The 23,646-nt window shown below is 63.3% G+C and carries 18 protein-coding genes; 5 read left to right on the forward strand and 13 right to left on the reverse strand.

Annotated elements, in window-relative coordinates; all coding sequences use genetic code 11:
• Window positions 1-121: 121 nt before the first annotated feature.
• Window positions 122-1,060, forward strand: a complete 939-nt coding sequence (locus EA798_RS08315; protein ID WP_122098621.1) for a 1-phosphofructokinase family hexose kinase — start codon at window positions 122-124, stop codon at window positions 1,058-1,060.
• On the opposite strand, the gene EA798_RS08320 is transcribed toward EA798_RS08315, so the two are convergent.
• The 10 genes from EA798_RS08320 to EA798_RS08365 all read right to left on the reverse strand — a co-directional run bounded on the left by EA798_RS08320 (window position 1,057) and on the right by EA798_RS08365 (window position 11,426).
• The gene (locus EA798_RS08320; RefSeq protein ID WP_106158473.1) at window positions 1,057-1,500 is read right to left on the reverse strand and encodes a thioesterase family protein; all 444 of its coding nucleotides are present in this window, start codon (window positions 1,498-1,500) and stop codon (window positions 1,057-1,059) included. The genes EA798_RS08315 and EA798_RS08320 overlap by 4 nt on opposite strands.
• Window positions 1,501-1,647: 147 nt before the next feature.
• Window positions 1,648-2,367, reverse strand: coding sequence for a hypothetical protein (locus EA798_RS08325; protein WP_122098622.1), 720 nt, complete (start codon window positions 2,365-2,367; stop codon window positions 1,648-1,650).
• A gap of 299 nt (window positions 2,368-2,666) precedes the next feature.
• A complete protein-coding gene (locus EA798_RS08330) occupies window positions 2,667-3,245 on the reverse strand; it encodes an ANTAR domain-containing response regulator (RefSeq protein WP_106158475.1) in 579 nt (192 codons plus the stop codon).
• Window positions 3,246-3,259: 14 nt separating this feature from the next.
• Window positions 3,260-4,480, reverse strand: a complete 1,221-nt coding sequence (locus EA798_RS08335) for a CmpA/NrtA family ABC transporter substrate-binding protein (protein WP_122098623.1) — start codon at window positions 4,478-4,480, stop codon at window positions 3,260-3,262.
• 172 nt (window positions 4,481-4,652) lie between these two features.
• Window positions 4,653-6,281, reverse strand: a complete 1,629-nt coding sequence (locus EA798_RS08340) for a BatD family protein (RefSeq protein ID WP_122098624.1) — start codon at window positions 6,279-6,281, stop codon at window positions 4,653-4,655.
• Complete coding sequence (locus EA798_RS08345) at window positions 6,278-8,005, reverse strand: VWA domain-containing protein (protein WP_122098625.1); 1,728 nt, start codon at window positions 8,003-8,005, stop codon at window positions 6,278-6,280. The genes EA798_RS08340 and EA798_RS08345 overlap by 4 nt, the downstream gene beginning before the upstream one ends.
• The gene (locus EA798_RS08350) at window positions 8,002-9,021 is read right to left on the reverse strand and encodes a vWA domain-containing protein (protein ID WP_122098626.1); all 1,020 of its coding nucleotides are present in this window, start codon (window positions 9,019-9,021) and stop codon (window positions 8,002-8,004) included. The genes EA798_RS08345 and EA798_RS08350 overlap by 4 nt, the downstream gene beginning before the upstream one ends.
• Window positions 9,014-9,508, reverse strand: coding sequence for a DUF4381 domain-containing protein (locus EA798_RS08355; protein ID WP_106158480.1), 495 nt, complete (start codon window positions 9,506-9,508; stop codon window positions 9,014-9,016). Before EA798_RS08355 ends, EA798_RS08350 begins: the two co-directional genes overlap by 8 nt.
• Entirely contained in the window at window positions 9,505-10,467 is a 963-nt protein-coding gene (locus tag EA798_RS08360; RefSeq protein ID WP_122098627.1) for a DUF58 domain-containing protein, read from the reverse strand. The genes EA798_RS08355 and EA798_RS08360 overlap by 4 nt, the downstream gene beginning before the upstream one ends.
• Window positions 10,467-11,426 (reverse strand): AAA family ATPase, encoded by a 960-nt coding sequence (locus tag EA798_RS08365; protein ID WP_003298329.1) that lies wholly within the window; start codon window positions 11,424-11,426, stop codon window positions 10,467-10,469. The genes EA798_RS08360 and EA798_RS08365 overlap by 1 nt, the downstream gene beginning before the upstream one ends.
• 211 nt (window positions 11,427-11,637) lie before the next feature.
• Here EA798_RS08365 and EA798_RS08370 point away from each other — a divergent pair, with 211 nt between their 5' ends.
• Window positions 11,638-16,488, forward strand: coding sequence for an NAD-glutamate dehydrogenase (locus tag EA798_RS08370; protein ID WP_122098628.1), 4,851 nt, complete (start codon window positions 11,638-11,640; stop codon window positions 16,486-16,488).
• A 141-nt stretch (window positions 16,489-16,629) separates the two neighbouring features.
• On the opposite strand, the gene EA798_RS08375 is transcribed toward EA798_RS08370, so the two are convergent.
• Window positions 16,630-17,544, reverse strand: a complete 915-nt coding sequence (locus tag EA798_RS08375) for a DUF6685 family protein (RefSeq protein WP_122098629.1) — start codon at window positions 17,542-17,544, stop codon at window positions 16,630-16,632.
• A gap of 164 nt (window positions 17,545-17,708) precedes the next feature.
• Between EA798_RS08375 and EA798_RS08380 the strand changes: the two genes are divergently transcribed.
• Window positions 17,709-17,930, forward strand: a complete 222-nt coding sequence (locus EA798_RS08380; protein WP_106158484.1) for a DUF2835 domain-containing protein — start codon at window positions 17,709-17,711, stop codon at window positions 17,928-17,930.
• Between the two features lie 110 nt (window positions 17,931-18,040).
• Window positions 18,041-19,072, forward strand: coding sequence for a quinone-dependent dihydroorotate dehydrogenase (locus EA798_RS08385; RefSeq protein ID WP_015276786.1), 1,032 nt, complete (start codon window positions 18,041-18,043; stop codon window positions 19,070-19,072).
• Between the two features lie 92 nt (window positions 19,073-19,164).
• Here the strand turns inward: EA798_RS08385 and rmf are convergent, their stop codons facing one another.
• Entirely contained in the window at window positions 19,165-19,380 is a 216-nt protein-coding gene (rmf, locus tag EA798_RS08390; protein WP_003280740.1) for a ribosome modulation factor, read from the reverse strand.
• Between the two features lie 357 nt (window positions 19,381-19,737).
• Between rmf and rlmKL the strand changes: the two genes are divergently transcribed.
• Window positions 19,738-21,918, forward strand: coding sequence for a bifunctional 23S rRNA (guanine(2069)-N(7))-methyltransferase RlmK/23S rRNA (guanine(2445)-N(2))-methyltransferase RlmL (gene rlmKL, locus EA798_RS08395; RefSeq protein ID WP_122098630.1), 2,181 nt, complete (start codon window positions 19,738-19,740; stop codon window positions 21,916-21,918).
• Between the two features lie 38 nt (window positions 21,919-21,956).
• On the opposite strand, the gene dacB is transcribed toward rlmKL, so the two are convergent.
• Window positions 21,957-23,414, reverse strand: coding sequence for a D-alanyl-D-alanine carboxypeptidase/D-alanyl-D-alanine endopeptidase (gene dacB, locus EA798_RS08400; protein WP_122098631.1), 1,458 nt, complete (start codon window positions 23,412-23,414; stop codon window positions 21,957-21,959).
• Window positions 23,415-23,646: the final 232 nt, after the last annotated feature.

Raw genomic sequence — 23,646 nt, forward strand, 5'->3', positions numbered from 1 at the left:
GGGAAAACGCACAAAGACTGCGCAGGCAAGGGCCAAATCAGGGCAGGCTCGGCTGCACTCCACCAAGCCCAGCCGCTGCGGTTGCTGATAGGCTTGGTCTGCAATTGCCATGGAGTAAGCGATGCCCCTGATTGCGACCCTGACCCTCAATCCCGCAATGGACCTCTCCGTCAGCACTCCCCGGGTGATCAGCACCGAGAAGTTGCGGTGTTCGCTACCGCGTCACGATCCGGGTGGCGGCGGAATCAACGTGGCGCGCGTGGTGAAAACGCTGGGCGGCAAGGCAGTGGCCGTGTACCCGGCGGGCGGTCCCTTCGGCGATCTGCTGCAACGTTCGCTGGATGAGCTGGGTCTGGTGCATCGGCCGGTGTCGATTGCCGGCGATACCCGCGAGAGCTTCACTGTCGACGAACTGGACTCGGGCTTGCAGTATCGCTTTGTGTTACCCGGACCGGCGCTGTCTGAGCAGGAGCTGCAACGCTGCCTCGACAGCCTCGCGGCGCTGCGCCCGGCGCCGTCCTATGTGGTGCTGAGTGGCAGCTTTCCACCCGGCGTCGGCCTGGGTTTCTTCGATGAGCTGCTGGCGTTGGCGCGACGCATCGGTGCCCGGCTGGTTGTTGATCTGTCTGGCGAGCCCCTGCGTCATGCGGCTCGGCAAGGCGGCGTGTATCTGATGAAGCCGAGCCTGGACGAGCTCGGAACCCTGATGGGCTGCACCGTCAGTGGTGAAGCCGAGCAGGAACAAGCTTTGCGCAGCCTGATCGGGCAGGGCAGTGCGGAAATCATCGTGCTGTCGCTAGGTGCCGAAGGGGCCCTGTTTGCCTATGGCGACCGGGTAGGCCGCCTGCGCTCGCCGGAAGTGCCAGTCGCCAGCGCGGTGGGTGCGGGCGACAGCATGCTTGGAGCCATTGTGCTGGCGATGGCAGAAGGACGTTCCATTCCTGAGGCGGTGTGCCAGGGGATCGCCGCCGGCGCCGCGACGGTGATGCGCCCAGGTACCGAGTTATGCCACCGCGAGGATGTTCAGCGCCTGTTGCAGGCGATGCAAAGCGCGCACTAATCGAGCCGGTTGACCCGCGGAAACTTCTCCGCAAAGGCTTCGGGCATGGCGACGACGCGGCTTTGGGAGTAGTCGTAGAAGACGAAGCCGGACTTGGCCATGGCGATCAGCGTGCCGTCGGCAGGGCGGGTGATGCGGAAGATGATGTCGCCGCCGTACTTGTTGAAGTCCATCACGCCAACCTCGAACAGCAGCGCGTCACGGGCATGGGCTTCGGCTTTGTAGGTCGTGGCCAGATCGGTGACGATGATCCCTGCACCGTCCTGACGGGTTTCGGCCACGCCATAGGCGAACAGGAAGCGCGCCCGCGCTTCGGAGATCATCGAGATCATCGAATCGTTGGCCAGATGGTTGCCGGCGTTGATGTCGGTGATGCGCACGGTGAGCTGGGTGGAGAAACAGTACTGGTCTTCCGGGAACTGCAGGTCAAGGCGCGCCATGGGTCGCTCGGTTGTCGATCAAAGGCGCGCATTCTAGCGTGGTGGCATTCCACCGGGCAGATGGTACTGGTTGCCGCCGCGTACGGCTGGTACCCGCCTGCGTGTTTTTCCAGACGCTCCCCTGGGTTCATGAACGCTCGGGCTTGGTCACGCGCCCCCGGGCAAGCCGCGCTGCGCCTGTGCAGCGCTGTGCTGCAGGCGCTGCTGGATCAATTGCAGCCGTGCATCGATAAAGGGTGTGACCAGCGCGAAGCATTCGGGCGGGCTCAGGCGCGGTTGGGCTGAGTGGACCACGTTGCGCTCCAGCTTGCCCACCAGACGCTTGAGCTCCATGTCGACGCCACTGCCGATACGGCGACAGAGCATTTCGAGGCGCCCCTGCATGGCCGGCGTGCAGCCACCCTGCATTGATGCGATCACGCACAGGCCGCGCAGGCGCGCCACCGCTTCCAGCTCACGGCAGGTTTGGGCGACAGTCGCGCCCTCGTGGGTCAGCGATGCTCGCTGCGCAAGGCTACCTATAACGGTTTCGATCAGAACACTGTGGCTTTCGAAATCCGTTGGCGTTTCACGCAGAGCCAGCCAGGCCTCGGTCAACACGTACGAATCGGGCAAACCGGCACGTTGTTGCAATCGTTGCGTCAGGTTGGCCGCGATGGCAGAACGCAGGGTGACCGCGGCAACATCGGACAGCGCTCCCAGACCCCGATGTTGCTGCAGCAGACGCAGGATCTCCAGATCCTCGTGAACCGCCAGCAGGCGCAAGCCTGCAACGCGCCGGGAATATTGGGTGCTGGCCATGCCGTTCAGGTAGCGGCCCAGCAACAGCAGGGCACAGGCGATCGCCAAGGTTGCGGTGATGGTCATTCTGCAAGTCCCTTGTCTACGGGTACGGCACGGCGGCGCGTGCAACAAAAAGGCGTCCCAACCGGCATGCGGCAGCATGCGGTTAAGGGACGCCTTCGTCTTTGCCAGACACCTTCGTTGGGTCGGCCAATGTCATCTAGCAAGCCGCTTGCCAGCCTGCCGATGGCAGCCTTTTCCGATGTCGCCGCGTCGTTACGGTTGCTGGCGCAGCAGCCTTCCTACGCTCCTTATCCTGAAGGCCACGGCTGTGCTCGCCGACGGTGCGCCGGGCCTCGTTACCGCACCGCGGGCGGGCAGCTTTACTGCCCGAGGAGTTCGTTCATGGCGATGATCTGTTCGGCGACCTGGATCAATTTCTGTTGCCGGCTCATCGCCTGACGGCGCATCAGCGTATAGGCCTCTTCTTCCTTGCAATCGCGCATCTTCATCAACATGCCCTTGGCCAGTTCGATGCGTTTGCGTTCCGCCAATTGCTGCTCGCGAGCCTGGAGTTGCGCCCGCATCGCCTGGTCGGTCTCGAAGCGGGCCATGGCCACATCAAGGATCGGTTTCAGCCGCTGAGCCTGGATGCCTTCGACGATGTAGGCGCTGACACCGGCGCGGATCGCCTGGCGCATGGCGCCCGGATCGCTATCGTCGGTGAACATGACGATCGGGCGTGGCTGGTCGCGGCTCACCAGTACCACCTGCTCCAGCACATCGCGGCCGGGCGAGTCGGTGTCGATCAGTACCACGTCCGGGCGGATCGCTTCGACCCGCTCGGGCAGATCGATGGTCAGGCCGGATTCATCGATCACTTCGAAGCCAGCTTCTATCAGCGCGCTCTTCAAACGGCCTATTTTTCGCGGGGTATCGTCGATCAGCAGGATGCGCAACATACCGGTCTCCCTTCTCAAAGCGCAGCCGCCACGGTCTGCTCGGCTATGGCGTGCAGGGCGAAACTGCGTGCGTAGGCCGCCGGGTCGCTGCCGTCCCAGATGGTGCCGTCCATGAGCGTGGCGCTGCGTAGCGGCGATGGCGGCACCGCCATACCCAGTGCTTCGGCGGCCTGACGATACAGTTCGGTCTGCTGGACCTGCTGTGCAACCTCCTGGTAGTTCGGGTCCTGACGCAGCAGGCCCCAGCGCCGCAGCTGGGTCATGAACCACAGGCCGTCTGACAGATAAGGCATGTTTGCCGCGCCATCGGCGAAGAAGCGCAATGGATGCATGTCGGTCCAGGCATTGCCCAGCCCGTCGTCATATGCGCCGAGGAAACGTGGCTCGATGGCCGCGAGCGGTGCGTCGACGTACTCCCGTCCTGCGATCAGCTGTGCCGTGCTGCGGCGGTTTTCCAGGCTCTGGTCGATGAAACGGCTCGCCTCGAGGATTGCCATCACCAGCGCGCGGGCCGTGTTGGGGTACTGTTCGACGAAGGCCCGGGTGCAACCGAGCACCTTTTCTGGATGGTCCGGCCAGATCGACTGGCTGGTTGCCAGGGTGAAGCCGACACCCTCGGCGATCGCCTGGGCGCCCCATGGCTCGCCGGCGCAGAAACCATCGATGCGCCCGGCTCGCAGGTAGGCCACCATCTGCGACGGTGGCAGCACAAGCGTTCGCACATCCTGCAGGGGGTGGATGCCATTCGCGGCAAGCCAGTAGTACAGCCAGAGCGCATGGGTGCCGGTGGGAAAGGTATGCGCAAGGGTCAGGCGCGCACCGCTTTGGCGCACGCTGTTGCGCAGTGCCTCGGGATTGGTCACGCCCGCGGCTTTCAGCGAGGCAGACAGGTTGATGCTCTGGCCGTTCTGCGCCAGCCCCATGAGCACCGCCATATCCACGGCGGGGCTGCCGCCGATACCCAGGTGTACGGCATAGATGAGTCCGTACAACCCGTGGGCCGCGTCCAGCTCGCCGCCAATCAGCTTGTCGCGAAGGCTCGACCAGGAACTCTGCCGCTGCAGGTTCAGGGTCAGGCCGAACGGCTGGGCGAAGCCCTGAGTGGCCGCGACGATCAGCGATGCAGCATCGGTGAGCGGCAAAAAGCCAAGATTGACCGAGCTTTTTTCCGGTGCGTCGCTGCCGGCTACCCAGGCCAGTGCATCGTGGCGGTGCGGCGAGAAGGAGTCCGTCATGCTGTGTTGGCCTTTTCGTTTGCGAAGCGCGCGGTACATGTCGACGACTGCCGCGGCGGCTCAGGTATGGTCTGTGCCAAGCCTGAAGCAAGCGATATGCCAGCGTGGAAATGGTGCACGGCGCGGTGGAAGCGCACCGTGCCGGTGAGGGGCGCCTGGCTCAGACAGCTGATCAGCGAGGGTAGAGCGGTGGCAGGGCGTTCTGGTCCTGTTCGATGTTGGGAGTGATCGCCGGCGGCAGGGCCTGGATTGCCTGCCACAGGGCGTCGCCTTGCCAGCGCTGGCCGGCTTCGCTGTACAGCGCACCATTGAGCCCATCCAGCGCATCGGACAGTGGTACGAAGCGGGCGGCCATGTCCGCCAATGTCTCCGGCTGTTGTCGCGCCCAGGCATCCAGCGCCTGGCGAGTGGCATGGGAGTCGTTGGCCTGGCAGGCACGACGCAGGTCGTCGAGCAGGCTGCGCGGGGTGGGGCCAGGCTGGAGCGCACGTAACACCGCCGGCTGCCGACGCGCACGTGACCACAGGCCGAAGCCGACGAGCGTGCTGAGTGCAAAGAACGCTGTGCTCAATTGCCACGGCCAGAGCACCTGCTGCTCGACAGGCGTCGTGATTGCAGCCGGCTGCTCGGCAGTTGGCTGCACAAGATTCGGATTGTCGGCGACGTTCAGGGTGCGCTCGTCCAGCGTCGTGCGCTCCAGCCGGTCTTCCAATGTGTTCCACCAGACCACTTCCAGCGCAGGCAATTGCAGCGTGCCGCTGCGCCTGGGAATCAGCGCCTCGCGTTGTTCGCGGCTGCCGATCAGCCCGGTGGCGCCGACTTCGTTCGCGAGACTCGGTTGGTCCGGATAGCGGCGCAACTCCGCGCTTTGCGCAGAGCCGATGGCGGGTAGCTGCGTGCTGGTCAGGCCCTCGGCCTTGAGCAGCAGGCTGCGGGTAAGTGATTCGCCGGCCTGCGCCTGCTCCGGCTCCGGGCTCCACGCCTCCACCAGCGTCAGGCTGCGCGCCGGCAGCCAGGGCGCATCGGCGGGATAATCCGCCGGCTTGGCCTTGACCGTTAGCGGGATGCTCGGGGAGCGCACCTGGGTTGATCGTCCCGAGCGCGAGCCGAACAGCGAGTTGCTGGCGCCGGTCACGGTAGTGGCGCTAAAGAGCTGGGCGGGAATGGTCAGCTCGCCGGATTTCTGTGGAAACAGCGCATAGCGCACCTCGATGACGCCATGCCGGATGCCGTTGATGGTTTTCTCGTAGGTGCGCGGCTCGCCGAGTCGCTCGACCAGGGCTTCGGGCATCTGCAGCGGCGACAGAGTGCTGTCGTCGTAAAGCGAAACCGAATGGTAGATGCGCAGCGTGAGTATCACCTGGGCCTGCACGTAGACGCTTTCCTGGTCGACGCTGGCGTCGATGAAAATTGGTGCCAGTTGATCGCCGTCGCTGCTTTTCAACGACTCCTGGACCAGCACGGTAATCGGCTCGCTGCGCCAGTCGCCCAGCTGCAGTGGCGGAATGACCACGTAACCGGTCTGCTTCGGACGCAGGGTGATCAACCAGCGGGTGATTGCCCGTGCCTCGCCATTGCTGCTGGAGAGCTGATTGACCTGGCGGGTATCGAACACTTCGAACAGGTCGTCCAGCGGCTGCAGGTCGGGCTTGCCGAACACTGCACCGCCTTGGCTTTCCAGGCTTAGTTCGAGGGTCTCGTCGATGCTCAGCTGGGTGCGGTCCACTCGCGCGAATAGACCGGCCGCAGTAGCCTGGCTGGCAAGGATGCTGAGCAGAAGAAAGGCCATCAGGCGCATCATCGACTGGTTTCCTGGTGCTTGCGTTGCTCGTAGAGGAATTTTCGCCGCAGCAGCTCGCCGGGGTTATCCGGGATCTGGCGCAGCCATTGTTCCATTGCCTGTTGCCGCTCCTGATCGGGAAGCGCCTCATGCTGCGCCAGGGCCGTGGCGGCATCCTGTTCTGGCGCTTGTGCTGTCGTTTCGCTCGTAGAAGGTTGCACGGCGCTGCTGGCCGCACGGTCCGCTTCGCCCTCGGCGTCGTCAGGGGAGGGTGCGCTGGCCGACCCGGACTCTGGCGGTTGCGGCTGCGGCTGGGGCTGCGGCTCGTTCGGCTCTGCCTGTTCCTGCTGCTGTTCCGGCTCGGGCTTGGGCTCGGGCTGTTCCTGTCGACGGCGCAGCAGTTCCTCCACCAGGGCCTTGTTGCGCTGTGCCTCCTGCAGATCAGGCTGTAGCTCCAGTGCCTGTTCGTAGGCTTCGATAGCAGCTTCCAGTGCTTCGCTGCGCGCCAGGGCATTGCCGCGATTGTAGTGGTCGGCCGCTGTATTGCCTTCGGCGAACAGCTCTGCGGCGCCGGCATAGTCGCCGGCCTGGTAGCGCGCGGTGGCCCGCCAGCGGCGATCGACGAAGCGTTCTGCCGCCTCGGCGGGCTGTTGGGCCTCGAGCAGACGTTGCCCCTGCTGATCGCGCCGCAGCCAGAGGTCATCCATCTCGAATGCGCTGGCCGCTTGCGGCTGCAGCAGCAATAGCGGCAGGCAGAACAGCCAGCCGCGCCGGCCGGCCAACGCAGCAAGCAGCAGTAGCGGTACAAGGAGCCAGTGGCCCTGGTCCAGCCAGGCTTCCAGGCGGGTGAGTTCTTCGTCGTGCTGGAGCGTTCCCGTTTGATCGAGCAGGCCGAGCGCCGCGAGATCGTCATCGCCCAGGCGCGCCTGTTGGTAGCGGCCGCCCAACTCTGTGGCCAGGCGCTGCAGCCTGGCGTTGTCCAGGCGGGGGATCAGGATGGCGCCCTGATCGTCCTTGAGAAAGCTGCCGTTCTCTCCGGCAATCGGCGCGCCCTGTTCAGTGCCAACGCCGAGGATAAGCAGGCGCTCATCGCGCCCCTGCATCAGAGCTTTGATGGCGCCGCGCTCGTGTTCGTCCAGGCTGCTGCCGATCAACAGCATTCGTCCCCGACCCAGACCCGCCTGCTCGAGCAGAGCGAGCCCCTTGGCCACGGCGAGATCGGCACGTTGGCCTGGCTCGGGCATCAGCGCCGGATGCAGGGCGTCCAGCAGGTTGCGGGTGGTCGCCAGATCATCGGACAGCGGCACTACGGTATGGGCGCTGCCGGCGAATACCACCATGGCGGTCTGCACATCCTGCCGTTTTTCCAGCAGGTCGAGCAGTTTGCGCTTGGCCTGCTGGAGGCGCGTGGGTGGCACGTCACCGGCGAGCATCGATGGGGTTAGCTCCATCAGGACTACCAGCGGGTCACTGCGCTTGACGCTGGGTTGCTCGAAGCGCTGCCAGCTTGGGCCGAGCAATGCGATGACGGCCAGCAGCCAGGCAAGGCCGAGCACCAGCCAGGGTAGTCGACTATGCCTCAGCCGGCCGCGAGTCAGCAGGGCCGCATGAAAGACTTCGGGGAGCAGACGCTGCCAGCGGCCGATCTGCAACTGGCGATGCCACAGCCGCCACAGCAGCCAGATGAGCAGTGGCAGGATGAGCAGCCAATAGGGTCGCAGCAGGTGGGGCAAGAGTTGGCTCATCGGCGCTGCTCCCGCCGCCATGCCAGGCGCTGCAGCTGGGCGCTCCACAGACTGGCGGCGACCATCAGCAGACTGATCAGCAGTGCCGCGGCCAGTGGCCAGAAATACAGCGCCTCGGCCAGGCGCGCCTGAGTGGGTTGCTGCGCCGCGGGTTCGAGCCGATCCAGGGTATCGCCGATAGCCTTGAGCTCAGCGCTGGAGGCCGCGCGAAAGTATTCCCCGCCGGTCTGATCGGCGATGGCGCGCAGGGTGGGCTCGTCCAGGTCCAGGCCGGGATTGAAACCGAAGCGGCTGAGCACCCCCCCTTCTTCCGGAACGGCACCGATGCCAATGGTATGGATACGTACGCCTTCCTCGGCAGCCAAAGAGGCGGCCAGCAACGGCTCGATCTCTCCACCATTGCTGGCGCCATCGGTGATCAGCACCAGCACGCGGCTGCTCGCCGGTCGTTCCCGCAGGCGTTTCACCGCCAGGCCGATGGCATCGCCGATGGCGGTGTTGCTGCCGGCAATCCCAACCCGTGCCTCGTCAAGCCAGACACGTACGGTGCGGCGGTCGAAGGTCAGGGGCGCCTGCAGGTAGGCCTTGCTACCGAAGAGGATCAGGCCGACGCGATCGCCGTGGCGCTGCTCAATGAAGTCGCCAAGCAGCACCTTGACCAGCTCCAGACGCGTCAGCTCCTCGCCCTGCCATAGCATGTCGGGGTAGTCCATCGAGCCGGAGACATCCACGGCCAGCAGCAGGTCGCGGCCGCTGGTGGGCAGGGGCAGCGGTTCACCGAGCCACTGCGGGCGCGCTGCGGCGAACAGCAGCAGCAACCAGATGGTGAGGTACGGCAACTGTTGGCGCCAGGCCGGCAGCGCGACCCGGGCGCGGCGCCCGGCAAGCTGTTGCAGCTCATCGAGGAAACTGACCTTCAAGGCGGCTTCGCCGCTGTCGGCTGGCGGCAGCAGTGCGCGCAGCAGCCAGGGCAGGGGCAGCAGCACGAAGATCCAGGGCCAGGCCAGTTCAAACATGCTTGCGAATCCAGATGTCGACGGATTGTTCGAGTCCGTCGATGGCCTTGTCGTCGAGACGGCATTCGGCTCGATAGGCGCCTTCGACCAGGATCATCCAGCGGGTCAGCCCGGCGGCCGGACAGCGGCTGTCGAGAAAGGCCAGCCAGGCGCGTCCGCTGAGCGTGTGCGGATGGTCGTCTGGATAGCGGATGCGGCACAGGCGCTTGAGCAGCCCGTTGAGCTGCTGCAGCCACTGGCTGGCCGGCTGGCCGCCGTACGGTTTGCTCAGGCGGGACAGCTCGATCAACGCCTCCTGACGCTGCGGGTCCAGCGGCGCCTCGGGCTGAGCGCGTGGTTTGCGTGTGACCAGGCGGTGGCGAAGCCGCCAGAGCGCAGCGACCATCCCGAGCAGCATCAGCCCGAGCAGCCACCAGCCCGGCGCGGGCGGCCACCAGTGAACGGGCTCCGGACTGATCAGCGGTGCCAGTTGGTCGAGCGGGTTCATGGCCGTGCGCTCGGATGCCGGACGCTCAGGTGCTCGCGCAGCTGTTCGACCAGGTCATCCTGTGTGTCGAGCGGCATCAGTGGCACTCGCAGCCGGTTGGCCAGGCGCTGCCAACGCGCGCTGCGCGCTTCGCCCAGCTCGCGGTAGCGCTGACGCAGGGCAGCGTCGTGGGTATCCAGTTCCAGCCGCGCGTTGCCTTCGCTGAAGCGCAGCAAGCCGGCGGCGGGCAGTGCGCGATCCAGTGGGTCGAACAATGGTAGCAACAGCAGATCGACATGACGCGCCAGCAGGCTGAGCTGCTGTTCGGCCGCATCGGTCAGGGTGCGCTCGTCGCAGAGAATCACCGACAGGCTGCCGGGACGCAGCACTTCTCGCGTCCTGCGCAACGCCATGCTGAACGCCTCCGGATCGAGCGGGCTTTCGGGATGCAGTCGGTTGTTGGCTTGCGTGACGCGATCGAGCAGCTGCAGCAGGCTCTGCTTGCTGCGCCGTGGCTTGATTTCCTGCTGCTCGCTGCCGAATACCAGACCGCCGACCCGGTCGTTGTGGCTGAGCGCTGCCCAGCCGATGAGGGCTGCGGCCTGGGCAGCCAGCACTGACTTGAACAGGCGCCCGCTGCCGAAGAACAGGCGCGGGCTCTGCTCGACGACGATATAGATGGGACGCTCGCGTTCTTCATGAAAGAGCTTGGTATGTGGCTCCTGGGTGCGCGCAGTGACCCTCCAGTCGATGGTGCGCACATCATCCCCGGCCTGGTAGACACGTACCTGGTCGAAATCCACACCACGCCCGCGCAGCTTGGAATGGTGCAACCCGACCAGCGGGCTGCGGCGATGGGGCGTGGAGAAGATGGGCACTTCACGGACGCGATGGCGCATGTCGATCAGCTCGGCCAGGGTCACCTGAATGCCGGTGTGCTGCTCGCTCGGCTGTCCGCTGCCGGACGCCTGCGCTTGCATCAGGCCACCGCGACCACGTCGAGAATCCGCTGGATGACGCGGTCCTGGTCGATACCTGCCGCTTCCGCCTCGAAGGAGAGGATCAGGCGGTGACGCAGCACGTCGAAGAGCATCGCCTGGATGTCTTCGGGGCTGACGAAGTCGCGCCCCGCCAGCCAGGCATGGGCTCGTGCGCAGCGGTCCAGCGAGATGGAGCCACGCGGGCTTGCGCCATAGGCGATCCATTCGGCCAGCTCGGCGTCGAACTTGGCTGGGGTACGCGTGGCCATGACCAGCTGGACCAGGTACTCCTCTACGGCGTCGGCCATGTAGAGGCCGAGGATGTCCTTGCGCGCGGCGAAGATGGCCTGCTGGCTGACCCGGTGCTCCGGTGCCGCCTCGCCGTTTATGGCTTCGCCACGGGCCTGCTGCAGGATGCGCCGCTCCACCGAAGCATCGGGGAAGCCGATCTTCACGTGCAGCAGGAAGCGATCCAGCTGCGCTTCGGGCAGCGGGTAGGTGCCTTCCTGTTCGATGGGGTTCTGAGTGGCCATCACCAGGAACAGCGGCGGCAGATCATAGGTACTGCGTCCGACGCTGACCTGGCGCTCGGCCATCGCTTCGAGCAGTGCCGACTGCACCTTGGCCGGCGCACGGTTGATCTCGTCCGCAAGCACCAGGTTGTGGAAGATCGGCCCCTGCTGGAAGACGAAGCTGCCGGTCTCCGGGCGATAGATCTCGGTACCGGTGATGTCGGCGGGCAGCAGGTCGGGGGTGAACTGGATGCGGTGGAACTCGGCCTCCAGGCCTTCGGCGAGCTCCTTGATGGCACGGGTCTTGGCCAGGCCCGGAGCGCCTTCGACGAGCATGTGGCCGTCGGCGAGCAGGGCGATCAGCAGTCGTTCGATCAGCCGTTCCTGACCCAGGATCTGGGTGGACAGGAACTGTCGCAGCGCGATTATCGATTCACGGTGATCCATCGTTTCGCTTCTTCCAGGGTGGGCGGCAAATCGGCTGACGTGGCTGGCGAGCCCGCCGGCTGCTATTGACTGCTACAGACAGTCGCAGCGGACTGTTGGAGAGGCGCCACTTTACTGCATTAACCCTCAACTAGACTAACCTTGAACCTTCGTCCTGTGCCGTCAGTCACTACCGACGAGCCTTTCCCCAGCAAGCCAAGCGGAGCCATACATGGCGTTCTTTTCAGCGGCCAGCAAGGCCGACTTTCAGCAGCAATTGCAGACAGCGTTAGCGCAACACGTAGACACCAAAATCCTGCCGCAACTGAATCTGTTCGCCGAACAGTTCTTCGGTATCGTCGCATTGCCGGAACTTACCGAGCGGCGCATGAGTGACCTGGTTGGTTCGACGCTGGCCAGCTGGCGCCTGCTCGAGCGCTTCGATCCCGCCACGCCCGAAGTGCAGGTGTTCAACCCGGATTTCGAGAAGCATGGCTGGCAGTCGACCCACAGCGTGGTCGAGGTGCTGCACCCTGACATGCCGTTTCTGGTCGACTCGGTACGGATGGAGCTGACGCGCCGCGGCTACAGCATCCACACCCTGCAGACCAGCGTGCTGCAGGTTCGCCGCGCCGCCGACGGCAGCTTGCTCGAACTTCTGCCCAAGGACCAACGCGCTGTCGATAGTCACGCTGAATCGCTGATCTTCGTCGAAATCGACCGTTGCGCCAGCCCGTCTGCGTTGCGCGAACTGGAGCAATCTTTGCTGGGCGTACTCGCTGATGTGCGCCAGGTGGTAGGCGATTTTGCCGCCATGAAGGGCAAGGCGGTCGAGCTTCAAGGGCGGTTGGAACGGGTCAACCTGGGTATCGATGGCGATGAGCTGGACGAGATCCGCGATTTCATGCGCTGGTTGGCTGACGATCATTTCACCTTCCTGGGTTATGAAGAGTTCTCCGTGCAGGAGCAGGCGGACGGCGGGCGGATCGTCTATGACGAAGGCTCGCTGCTGGGGTTGTCGCGCACCATGCGCACCGGGCTTTCCGAGGAGGAGCAGTCACTGACCGCGCAATCGGTGAGCTATCTGCGTGAACCGTTGCTGCTGTCGTTTGCCAAGGCGGCGATGCCCAGCCGGGTGCATCGTCCGGCGTATCCGGACTTCGTCTCGGTGCGTGAATTCGATGACCAGGGGCGGGTGGTTCGCGAATGCCGCTTCCTCGGCCTGTTCACCTCGTCGGTCTATACCCAGAGCGTGCGGCGCATTCCGTTCATTCGCCGCAAGGTCGAGACGGTTGTACAGCGCGCCAATTTCGGCAGCTCCGCCCACCTGGCCAAGGAGCTGGTGCAGGTGCTCGAGGTGCTGCCGCGTGATGAGCTGTTCCAGGCCCCGATCGACGAGCTGTTCGAGAATGCCATCGCCATCGTGCAGATCCAGGAGCGCAACCGACTGCGCCTGTTCCTGCGTTTCGATCCCTACCGGCGTTTCTGCTACTGCCTGGTCTACGTACCGCGTGACAGTTACTCGACCGAAACGCGGCTCAAGATCCAGCAGGTTCTGCAAGAGCGGCTCGAGGCAAGCGATTGCGAGTTTTCCACCTACTTCTCCGAGTCCGTGCTGACACGGGTGCAGTTCATCCTGCGCCTGGACCCCAGCAGAGCGGTACAGGTCGATCCGGTCCGTCTGGAACAGGAGGTGCTGCAGGCCTGTCGCACCTGGCAGGACGACTATCAGAGTCTGGTGGTCGAGCGCTTCGGTGAAGCCAAGGGCACCCATCTGCTCAGCGAATTTCCCAAGGGCTTTCCGGCCGGCTACCGCGAACGTTTTTCGCCGCAATCGGCCACCGTCGACATGCAGCATGTGCTCGAGCTGAGTGAAGAACGACCGCTGGTGATGAGTTTCTACCAGCCGATCACGGCAGAAGAAAATCGCCTGCACTGCAAGCTTTATCACCTGAACACGCCGCTGCCGCTGTCGGACATTCTGCCGATCATGGAAAACCTCGGGCTGCGCGTGCTCGGCGAGTTTCCCTTCCGGCTGCGCGACCGCAACGGCCGTGAATGCTGGATCCATGATTTCGCCTTCACCTATGCAGAAGGGCTGGAAATCGATCTGCTGGAGATCAACGAGGCGCTGCAGGATGCGTTCATCCATATCTATGGCGGCGTTGCCGAGAACGATGCCTTCAACCGGCTGGTGCTTACCGCTGGGCTGGCCTGGCGAGAAGTGGCGCTGCTGCGTGCCTATGCGCGCTACCTCAAGCAGATCCGCATGGGCTTCGATCTCGGCTATATCGCCAGCGCGCTGCTCAACCACACGGATATCGCCCGCGAGCTGGTGCGGCTGTTCAAGATGCGTTTCTACCTCGCGCGCAAGCTGGGTGACGAGGATCTGGCGGACAAGCAACAGCGGTTGGAACAGGCGATCATCAGCGCGCTGGATGACGTCGCAGTGCTCAATGAGGACCGGATTCTGCGGCGCTATCTGGCCTTGATCCAGGCGACCCTGCGGACCAACTTCTACCAGCCGGACGCCAATGGTCGGCCCAAACCGTATTTCAGCTTCAAGCTCGATCCGCGCTCGATCCCCGAAATGCCGCGACCGGCGCCGATGTTCGAAATCTTCGTCTACTCGCCGCGGGTCGAAGGCGTGCATCTGCGTGGTGGCAAGGTGGCACGGGGTGGGCTGCGCTGGTCCGATCGTGAGGAGGACTACCGCACTGAAGTGCTTGGCCTGGTCAAGGCGCAGCAGGTGAAGAACGCAGTGATCGTTCCTGGCGGCGCGAAAGGCGGTTTCGTGCCGCGTCGTCTGCCTACCAGCGGCACGCGGGATGATATTCAGGCCGAAGCGATTGCCTGCTATCGGATATTCATCAGTGGCTTGTTGGATATCACCGATAACCTGCGCGAAGGCCAGGTCGCTCCACCGGCCAACGTGCTGCGCTATGACGGTGACGATCCCTACCTGGTGGTCGCTGCGGACAAGGGCACCGCGAGCTTTTCGGATATCGCCAACGGCATTGCGGCTGAATACGACTTCTGGCTCGGTGATGCCTTTGCCTCAGGCGGGTCGGCGGGCTACGACCACAAGAAGATGGGTATTACCGCGCGCGGCGCCTGGGTCTCCGTGCAGCGCCATTTCCGCGAGCGTGGGATCAATGTGCAGACCGACGTGATCAGCGTCATCGGTATCGGCGACATGGCCGGCGATGTGTTCGGCAACGGTTTGCTGATGTCGGAAACCCTGCAACTGGTGGCTGCGTTCAATCATCTGCATATCTTCATCGACCCCAACCCCGACCCTGCGCGCAGCTTCATCGAGCGCAAGCGCCTGTTCGATCTGCCGCGCTCGTCGTGGACCGATTACGACGCCTCGCTGATCTCGGAGGGCGGTGGCATCTTCCCGCGCTCGGCAAAACGGGTGCAGATCACGCCACAGATGAAAGAGCGCTTCGCCATCGAGGCGGATCAGCTGACGCCTGCCGAGCTGATTCACGCGCTGCTCAAGGCGCCGGTGGACCTGTTGTGGAACGGCGGTATCGGTACCTATGTGAAGAGCAGTGGTGAAAGCCATGCCGAAGTCGGCGACAAGGCCAACGATGCGGTGCGGGTCAATGGTGCCGATCTGCGCGCCAAGGTGGTGGGCGAGGGCGGCAATCTCGGCATGACCCAGCTGGGGCGCGTCGAGTACGCGCTGCATGGTGGCTCGAGCAATACCGACTTCATCGACAACGCCGGCGGCGTGGATTGCTCGGATCATGAAGTGAATATCAAGATCCTGCTCAACGAGGTGGTCAGTGCCGGTGACATGACGGCCAAGCAGCGCAACCAGCTGTTGTTCGAAATGACCGATGCAGTTGCCGAGCTGGTGCTGCATAACAACTACAAGCAGACCCAGGCGCTTTCGCAGGCGCAACACCGCTCACGCGAACGGGCCGCCGAGTACGTTCGGTTGATCAACGCGCTGGAGGCAACGGGGCAGCTCGATCGTGCACTCGAGTTTCTGCCCACCGACGAGGCGCTTGCCGAGCGCGCCAGCATCGGCAAGGGGCTGACTCGCCCGGAGCTTTCTGTACTGATCTCCTATAGCAAGATCGAGCTCAAGAAAGCGCTGCTGGACTCCCGCGTGCCGGACGATGATTACCTCGCTCGGGAGATGGACAGCGCATTCCCGCAACAGCTCGCCGAACATTTCCGCGCCGCGATGCTGCAGCACCGCCTCAAGCGGGAGATCGTCGCCACGCAGATCGCCAACGATCTGGTCAACAACATGGGCATAACCTTCGTTCAGCGGCTGAACGAGGCAACCGGCATGAGCGCCGCGAACGTTGCCGGCGCCTACGTGATCGTGCGCGATATCTTCCACCTGCCGCACTGGTTCCGGCAGATCGAGGCGCTTGATCACAAGGTGCCTGCCGAGTTGCAACTGAGCCTGATGGATGAGTTGATGCGCCTGGGGCGGCGTGCCACACGCTGGTTCCTGCGCAATCGTCGCAGCGAGCTGGACGCGGCGCGTGACGTCGCTCACTTCGGTCCGCGCGTCGCCGCCCTTGGGTTGAAACTCGACGAGCTGCTGCAGGGCTCGACCCGCGACCATTGGCAGGAACGCTATCGGCGCTACACCGAAGCCGGAGTGCCCGAGCTGCTTGCTCGCATGGTGGCCGGGACTAACCATCTGTACACGCTGCTGCCGATCCTCGAAGCAGCCGACGAGACCGGTCAGGTTCCGGCGCAGGTTGCCGCGGCGTACTTTGCCGTCGGCGGGGCGCTGGAGCTACCGTGGTATCTGCATCAGTTGACCAATATGCCAGTAGGCAACGACTGGCAGGCGCTGGCCCGGGAAGGCTTCCGTGATGACCTGGATTCACAGCAGCGCAGCATCACGGTTTCGGTGTTGCAGATGGAGAATGGCTCAGAGTCGATCAGTGAGCGAGTCGATGCCTGGCTCGCGCAACGGCCGGCGCCACTGGCACGGTGGCGCTCGATGTTGGCGGAGCTGCGTAATGCGAGCGGCAACGACTACGCCATATACGCCGTCGCCAGTCGAGAGCTGCAAGGCCTGGCGCAATCGGCACGGCACGGCTGAGGTTAGCTGGCTGTCTGGGGGCTCCCGCTCCCGGACGGCTAGCCCATGATCCGAAGCAAAACAGCGCACCGCCTCCAGGGCCGTGCGCTGTTTTCATTTTCAGGTTCGGGTTTGCGAGCGAAGACCGCGGTGGGCGCTGCTTCAGTCTTGCGCGGGTACACCCACCTTGAAGCGGGTGATCTGCGGCAGGTCACGCAGGTAGCGGATGAGGTCTGGCGCGCCAGCTGCCTTCAGGCCTTCGCCGATGGCGTTGGCGGTCGGGTCGCGCTTTTCGAGCAACAAGAGTTCCGAATTGCTGGTGTCACGTAGTAGGGTCAAGCGGGCGTAGGGCACCTGGCTATCGAGAAGCAGGGCCATGAACTCACGGTCGCTCCAGGCCTGGGCTGGCATGGTCACGGCGTGATAATCGGCGTCCAGCGCATGAACGCCGGAGCGATCCAGGCGGTAGTCGGTTACGTCCGCGGTCAGCATCACTTCCAGGCCGCGCAAGCGGGCATAGGCCACGGCGCAGGCGAATGCTTCGAGGTGGTACTCACCTGCCCAGTAAAGCCGCTCGCCGAGCCAGCTGGCCTGGCGCACTTCTATCGGAGCCCCTTCGTCGAATCCGGGTAGGGCGCTGCTCAGCGCGCGAAGAAAATCCTTGTAGCTGATGATCCGCACCTGCCTGCAGGCGGGGGTCGTGGCGAAGGCCTCGAAGGTTGGGTAGCTCGGGCCGCTTTTGCGTTGTCCACCAAAGCCGTCGATCTGGCGCAGGTCGAGCCGGGACCGGGTGCAATCCTTGCTGATCAGCCGAGCAAGCGCAGCGTGTGCGCGCGCCTTGTCTTCCTGGACCGGACCGGAAAGTGCGCCCCGAGGAAGCTCGAGTAGACGCTGCAGGCAGGGGCCGTCATTCCAGTAGATGCTGGGCTCGGGTTCGGGTAAACGGGAGAAGGGCAGTTGCAAGCTGCTGGCGCGTGCCTGAACGGGAAGCGAAGCCTTCGAGCGCAGCCCGAGGCGTTGCGCAAGTCTGGCGATTTGAGATGTCAGTAAAGGCATGGGCTCGGGCAGGCTCATCATGATGCTTGAGCTCTCAGGGCTACGGCCGAAGTGTGGCAGACCTGTGACGATTGCGCACGGGCTTTGCACCATTGATGCTTATGCCTGTAGCCAGGCAACCAGCCCTGGCCAATCCTCGCCTGTTGATGTGGCAATATCGCTGAATAGATCATTGAGGAGCCTCCATGCCATATCTGGTGCTGGATATCGCGCTATCCGCCGAACGAATGAAAGCGGTATATCAGGGCCATGCGAATCGAGTCCTGATCCGAAGCCGCGACGGCACGCGCGTCAGCCTGCCTGCGCATCATCTGCGCCCGTTTCTGACCCACGAAGGTGTATATGGTTCCTTTGAGCTGGAATTCGCTGAACAGGGACATCTGCTGTGCTTGCGGCGCTTGAGATAACACCGTCGGCGCAGGTGCTCAGGCGGCTTCTTTCGTAGCTGGGGCCAGCGCTGTCCCCGCCTTGGGCTGCTATACTCCGCGTCCACATTTACCGAGACTTTAGGCTGCGTATGTATAACCTGGCCCGCCAGCTGTTGTTCAAGTTATCTCCGGAAACTTCCCATGAACTTTCCCTCGAGCTGATTGGCGCCGGTGGCCGTCTCGGGCTCAATGCGATGTTGAGCAAATCTCCGGCCAGTCTGCCTGTGCGGGTAATGGGGCTGGATTTTCCGAACCCAGTAGGTTTGGCAGCCGGGCTCGACAAGAATGGCGAGGCCATTCGCGGCATGTCGCAGTTGGGCTTCGGTTTCATCGAGGTGGGAACCGTGACGCCGCGCCCGCAACCGGGCAACCCGAAACCCAGGATATTCCGCCTGCCCGAGGCCGAGGCGATCATCAATCGCATGGGTTTCAATAACCATGGTGTAGATGCGCTGCTGGCGCGGGTTGAGGCCGCCAGATTCAAAGGCGTGCTCGGTATCAACATCGGCAAGAACTTCGATACTCCCGTGGAACGAGCCGATGAGGATTATCTGCTCTGTCTGGATAAGGTCTATCACCACGCCAGCTATGTCACGGTGAACGTCAGTTCGCCAAATACGCCGGGCCTGCGCAGCCTGCAGTTTGGCGATTCGCTCAAGAAGCTGCTCGACGCGCTGCGCCTGCGCCGCGAGGATCTTGAGATCATGCATGGCAAGCGTGTGCCGCTGGCCATCAAGATCGCTCCGGACATGACCGACGAGGAAACTGCATTGGTAGGCGAGGCGGTTTTTCAGGCGGGGATGGATGCGATCATCGCCACCAACACTACGCTCGGTCGTGAAGGGGTTGCCGGCCTGGCATATGCCGATGAAGCCGGCGGCTTGTCGGGTGCACCCGTACGGGAAAAAAGCACTCACACGGTCAGAGTGCTGGCGCAGACACTCGGCGGGCGGCTACCGATCATTGCGGTAGGCGGGATTACCGAGGGTCGTCATGCGGCAGAGAAAATCGAGGCGGGTGCCAGCCTGGTTCAGCTGTATTCGGGCTTTATCTACAAGGGACCGGCATTGATCCGCGAGGCGGTTGACGCGATCGCGGCGTTGCGTTCACAAGCGCGCTGATGATGCCGGAAGGGGCTCCGGTTGGAGCCCCTGGGCTTTCTAGCCCGCCGCCCGGATAGGGCGTGCTGTATCAAGTCGGATGGATCGGTGAATCAGCCGACCGCGTGAAGTTCGTTGAGTCTATGCAGACCGGCCGTGCCGGTCAGACCATCCCAGTTGTCGCCGCGACCCTCCCGCCAGCCGTTTATCCAGGCTTGGCGAACATTGGGATGCGAAAAAGGACAGAGGTCGCGAGATTTGCCATGTATGCCATGTTGATAACCGCGCAGAAATGCTCGTTCCATCGGATCACGCTTGAGTCTTCTCATTGGGTATTGCCCTCAGTGGTTGACTGGTGTTCCTGTGGCCTCATGGCGAGACCTGGCAGGTAGACTGCCTATGAAGCGCGCTGCCGGCGTGGCGCACTTCGCCGACACCATTGCGATGCCGGCCTGAGTTGAGTTCTAACCCAATGCTGAAGGCGCTGGAATGATCGTTTTGTCATAAGTAGGTAACGAATCTATGGTTCTGCCCATAAGCCCGGATTCCGGGGTAATCGAAGCGTTGGAATGGAGCTGCTCCGCAGGGCTATCGACATCATTTTCGTTACAGATTTTTCTTTTCTCTGCTGGGCCTGTTCCGACGAAAGGGTCGAAACGGTCTGAAGCACCTTTTGTGGAAACACCATGACCGACCGCCATGAACTGATCCTGACCTGTCCCAAGGGGCTCGAAGGTCTGCTGCTCGAGGAAGCCACCGCACTCGGACTGGAGGAAGCCCGCGAGCAGACATCTGCCATTCGTGGATTCGGTGCGCTGGAGGTCGCTTATCGGCTCTGCCTGTGGTCGCGACTGGCCAACCGCGTGTTGCTGGTGATCAGCCGTTTTCCTACGGTTGATGCCGAGACGCTCTACCAGGGTGTTCATGCCATCGATTGGGCGGACCACCTGCAGCCTGCCGGCAGCCTGGCTGTGGAGTTCAGTGGTCGCGGTTCCGGCATCGACAACACCCATTTCGGCGCACTCAAGGTCAAGGATGCCATTGTTGATCGCCTGCGCACCGCATCGGGTGAGCGGCCTAGCATCGACAAGCTCGACCCGGACTTGCGCGTGCATCTGCGCCTCGACAAGGGGCAGGCGGTCCTTTCCCTGGACCTGTCCGGGCACAGTCTGCATCAGCGAGGCTATCGCCTGCAGCAGGGCGCTGCGCCGTTGAAGGAAAACCTCGCAGCCGCGATTCTGATCCGTGCGGGCTGGCCGCGTATCGCTGCTGCCGGCGGTGCGTTGACTGACCCCATGTGCGGCGTCGGTACCTTCCTCGTAGAAGGAGCAATGATGGCGGCGGACATTGCGCCGAACCTCAAGCGCGAACGCTGGGGATTCAGCGCCTGGCTCGGGCACGTACCAGCGATCTGGTCCCGCCTGCACGCTGAAGCAGTGGCGCGCGCGGAGGCCGGGTTGGCCAAGCCTCCGCTGTGGATTCGCGGCTATGAGGCCGACCCGCGATTGATTCAGCCAGGGCGCAACAACATCGAGCGTGCCGGTCTGGCCAGCTGGATCAAGGTTTATCAGGGTGATGTCGGCGATTTCGAACCGCGCCCGGACCAGAATCAGAAGGGCTTGGTCATTTGCAACCCACCATACGGCGAACGCCTGGGTGACGAGGCGAGCCTGCTCTATCTCTACCAGAATCTTGGCGAGCGTTTGCGCCAGGCCTGTCTTGGCTGGGAAGCTGCCGTATTCACCGCGGCGCCAGATCTCGGCAAGCGCATGGGCATTCGCAGCCACAAACAGTACGCGTTCTGGAACGGCGCACTGCCGTGCAAGCTGTTGCTCATAAAGGTCGAGCTGGATCAGTTCGTTACCGGTCAGCGCAGCACCGCAAACGAGGAAAGTACGCAGCAACAGGCATCGGTCGAGCAGGCGCGCCTCAGCGAAGGCGGGCAGATGTTTGCCAATCGGTTGCAGAAGAACCTGCGTCAGCTTGGCAGATGGGCGCGCCGGGAAGGCATCGAATGTTATCGGCTGTATGACGCCGATATGCCGGAATACGCGCTGGCAATCGACCTCTACCGAGATTGGGTGCATGTGCAGGAATATGCGCCACCCCGTTCAATTGACCCGGATAAGGCCCAGGCTCGGCTGCTCGATGCGTTGGCTGCCATTCCACAGGCCTTGGGTATTCCCCGGGAGAAGGTGGTGGTCAAGCGTCGGGAGCGCCAGTCCGGCACGCGTCAGTACGAGCGCCAGGCCACTCAGGGCGAGTTTCTCGAGGTGGCCGAGGGTGGCGTCAAGCTGCTGGTCAATCTCACCGACTACCTCGATACCGGGTTGTTTCTCGACCACCGCCCGCTGCGCTTGCGTATTCAACGCGAGGCGGCCGGAAAACGCTTTCTCAACCTGTTCTGCTATACCGCTACCGCAACGGTACACGCCGCCAAGGGTGGGGCGCGGAGCACTACCAGCGTCGACCTGTCGAAAACCTATCTCGACTGGGCGCGACGTAACCTTGCGCTCAACGGACTTTCGGATCGGCAGCGGCTGGAGCAGGGGGATGTAATGGCATGGTTGGAGGAGGATCGTGGCGAATACGATTTGATCTTCATCGACCCGCCGACCTTCTCCAATTCAAAGCGGATGGAAGGGGTGTTCGACGTGCAGCGCGACCATCTGGCGTTGCTCGATCTGGCCATGGCGCGGCTGGCGGCGGGCGGCACCCTGTATTTCTCCAACAACTTCCGCAAGTTCGCGCTCGACGCAGGCTTGAGTGATCGTTACGCGGTGGAGGAAATCACTGCCTCAACGCTAGATGAAGACTTCCGTCGAAATCCGCGAATCCACCGCGCCTGGAAACTGCAGGCGCGGTGACTGCGTAACGGCAGGCCGCTGGGCCTGCCTTACGGTGCTCAGCGTTGCGCTGTGCTTTCGCTGCGCTGGTTGTACAGGCTGACCAGCACTTGGTCGAGAATCGACGAGGCACCCCAGGGACGCGGATGGTTGAGGATGGCCACGACCGCCCAGACGTTGCCATCACCGTCGCGACTGTATCCGGCAATGGCGCGCACATTGTTCAGCGTTCCGGTCTTCACATGTGCCTTGCCTGCGACCGGCGTATTACGTAGCCGCTTGCGCATGGTGCCGTCTACGGCAGCCAGCGGCATCGACGAGATGAATTCGGCAGCGTACGGGCTGCGCCAGGCGGCCTGCAGCAGATTGCCAAATTCTCTGGCGCTGACGCGCTCGGCGCGGGAAAGTCCCGAACCGTTCTCGATCACCAGATGCGGGGAAATCAGGCCCTTCTTGGCCAGCCACTGGCGAATGACCCGCTGCGCCGCCTTGGCGTCGTCGGCGTCGGCTTCGTTGCGAAAGGTCGCGCCAAGGCTCAGGAACAGCTGCTTGGCCATGGTGTTGTTGCTGTACTTGTTGATGTCCCGAATGATCTCGGTGAGATCGGGCGAGTAAGCCCTTGCCAGCAGCCGTGCGCTGCTCGGCACTTGAGCCACCCGGTCACGGCCGAGGATGCTGCCGCCGAGTTCACCCCAGATCGCGCGTACAGCACCTGCGGCATAACGCTCGTGGTCCAGCAAGGACAGATAGGTCTGGGCGCTGCAGCCAGCGGCGAGCTTGCCGGTGACCACCACCGTCACGCCATCGCCGTCTGCAACCGGGTTGTAGAGTACCTCCGGCCAGCCCGGGCACTTGGCTGCAGGCAGCGCCTGCACGCGGTTGTCGATGCGCACGCTGGCAATGGGCGGCTCGACCGCAATGTTCACCTTGCCGCCATCGTTGCGCACGATGAAGCGCAGCGCCTTCAGGTTGACCAGCAACGAATCCGGCCCGACCAGAAAGGGCTTGTTCTGGTCTCCGCCGTCGTCATCGAACACCGGGAGCTCGGGTTGAACGAAGTGACTGCGGTCCAGCACCAGGTCGCCGGTCACTTTGTTCACACCGTTAGCGCGAAGATCTCGCAGCAGCAACCAGAGCTTCTCCATGTTCAGCTTGGGATCGCCACCGCCCTTGAGGTAGAGATTGCCGTTGAGGGTGCCGTCCACCAGAGGACCGTCTGCATAGAACTCGGTCTTCCATTGGTGGTTCGGGCCAAGTAGTTCGAGCGCGGCATAAGTGGTAACCAGCTTCATGGTCGAGGCGGGGTTTACCGATACATCGGCATTGACAAAGGTTGGTGCTGCATTGCCGGTCAGCGGCAGCATGACAACCGATAGCGCGTCATTGTTGATCTTGTTCGCTTTCAGCGCCTGCTCGACCCGGCTGGGCAGAGTCTGGTTCACCCCTGCAGCAACGGATGGCAAGGTCACTGGCAAGGCAAGAATGGCTAAGGTGAAGCCGCGGAGGATTCGGTTCATGTACGAGCACCTCTGGGCAAACACAGGGAGCTGCTGACAATTCGATTTGACATGGGTTTCCCACTGCTCTTAGGGAAGGAGTGCGGCCATTATGCCCGCGCTATAGCGGCGCAGTGCCTCTATCCGATAAGCGTAGCTGCGGTATATGGGTTACTGCAAAGAGATATACGTGGCTCGGGGCTTCTAGCGCCACTGTCCATCAGCGGTCATCGCCTTGGGGCGGGTTTCTGTT

This window comes from Pseudomonas songnenensis, assembly GCF_003696315.1.
Lineage (GTDB): Bacteria > Pseudomonadota > Gammaproteobacteria > Pseudomonadales > Pseudomonadaceae > Stutzerimonas > Stutzerimonas songnenensis.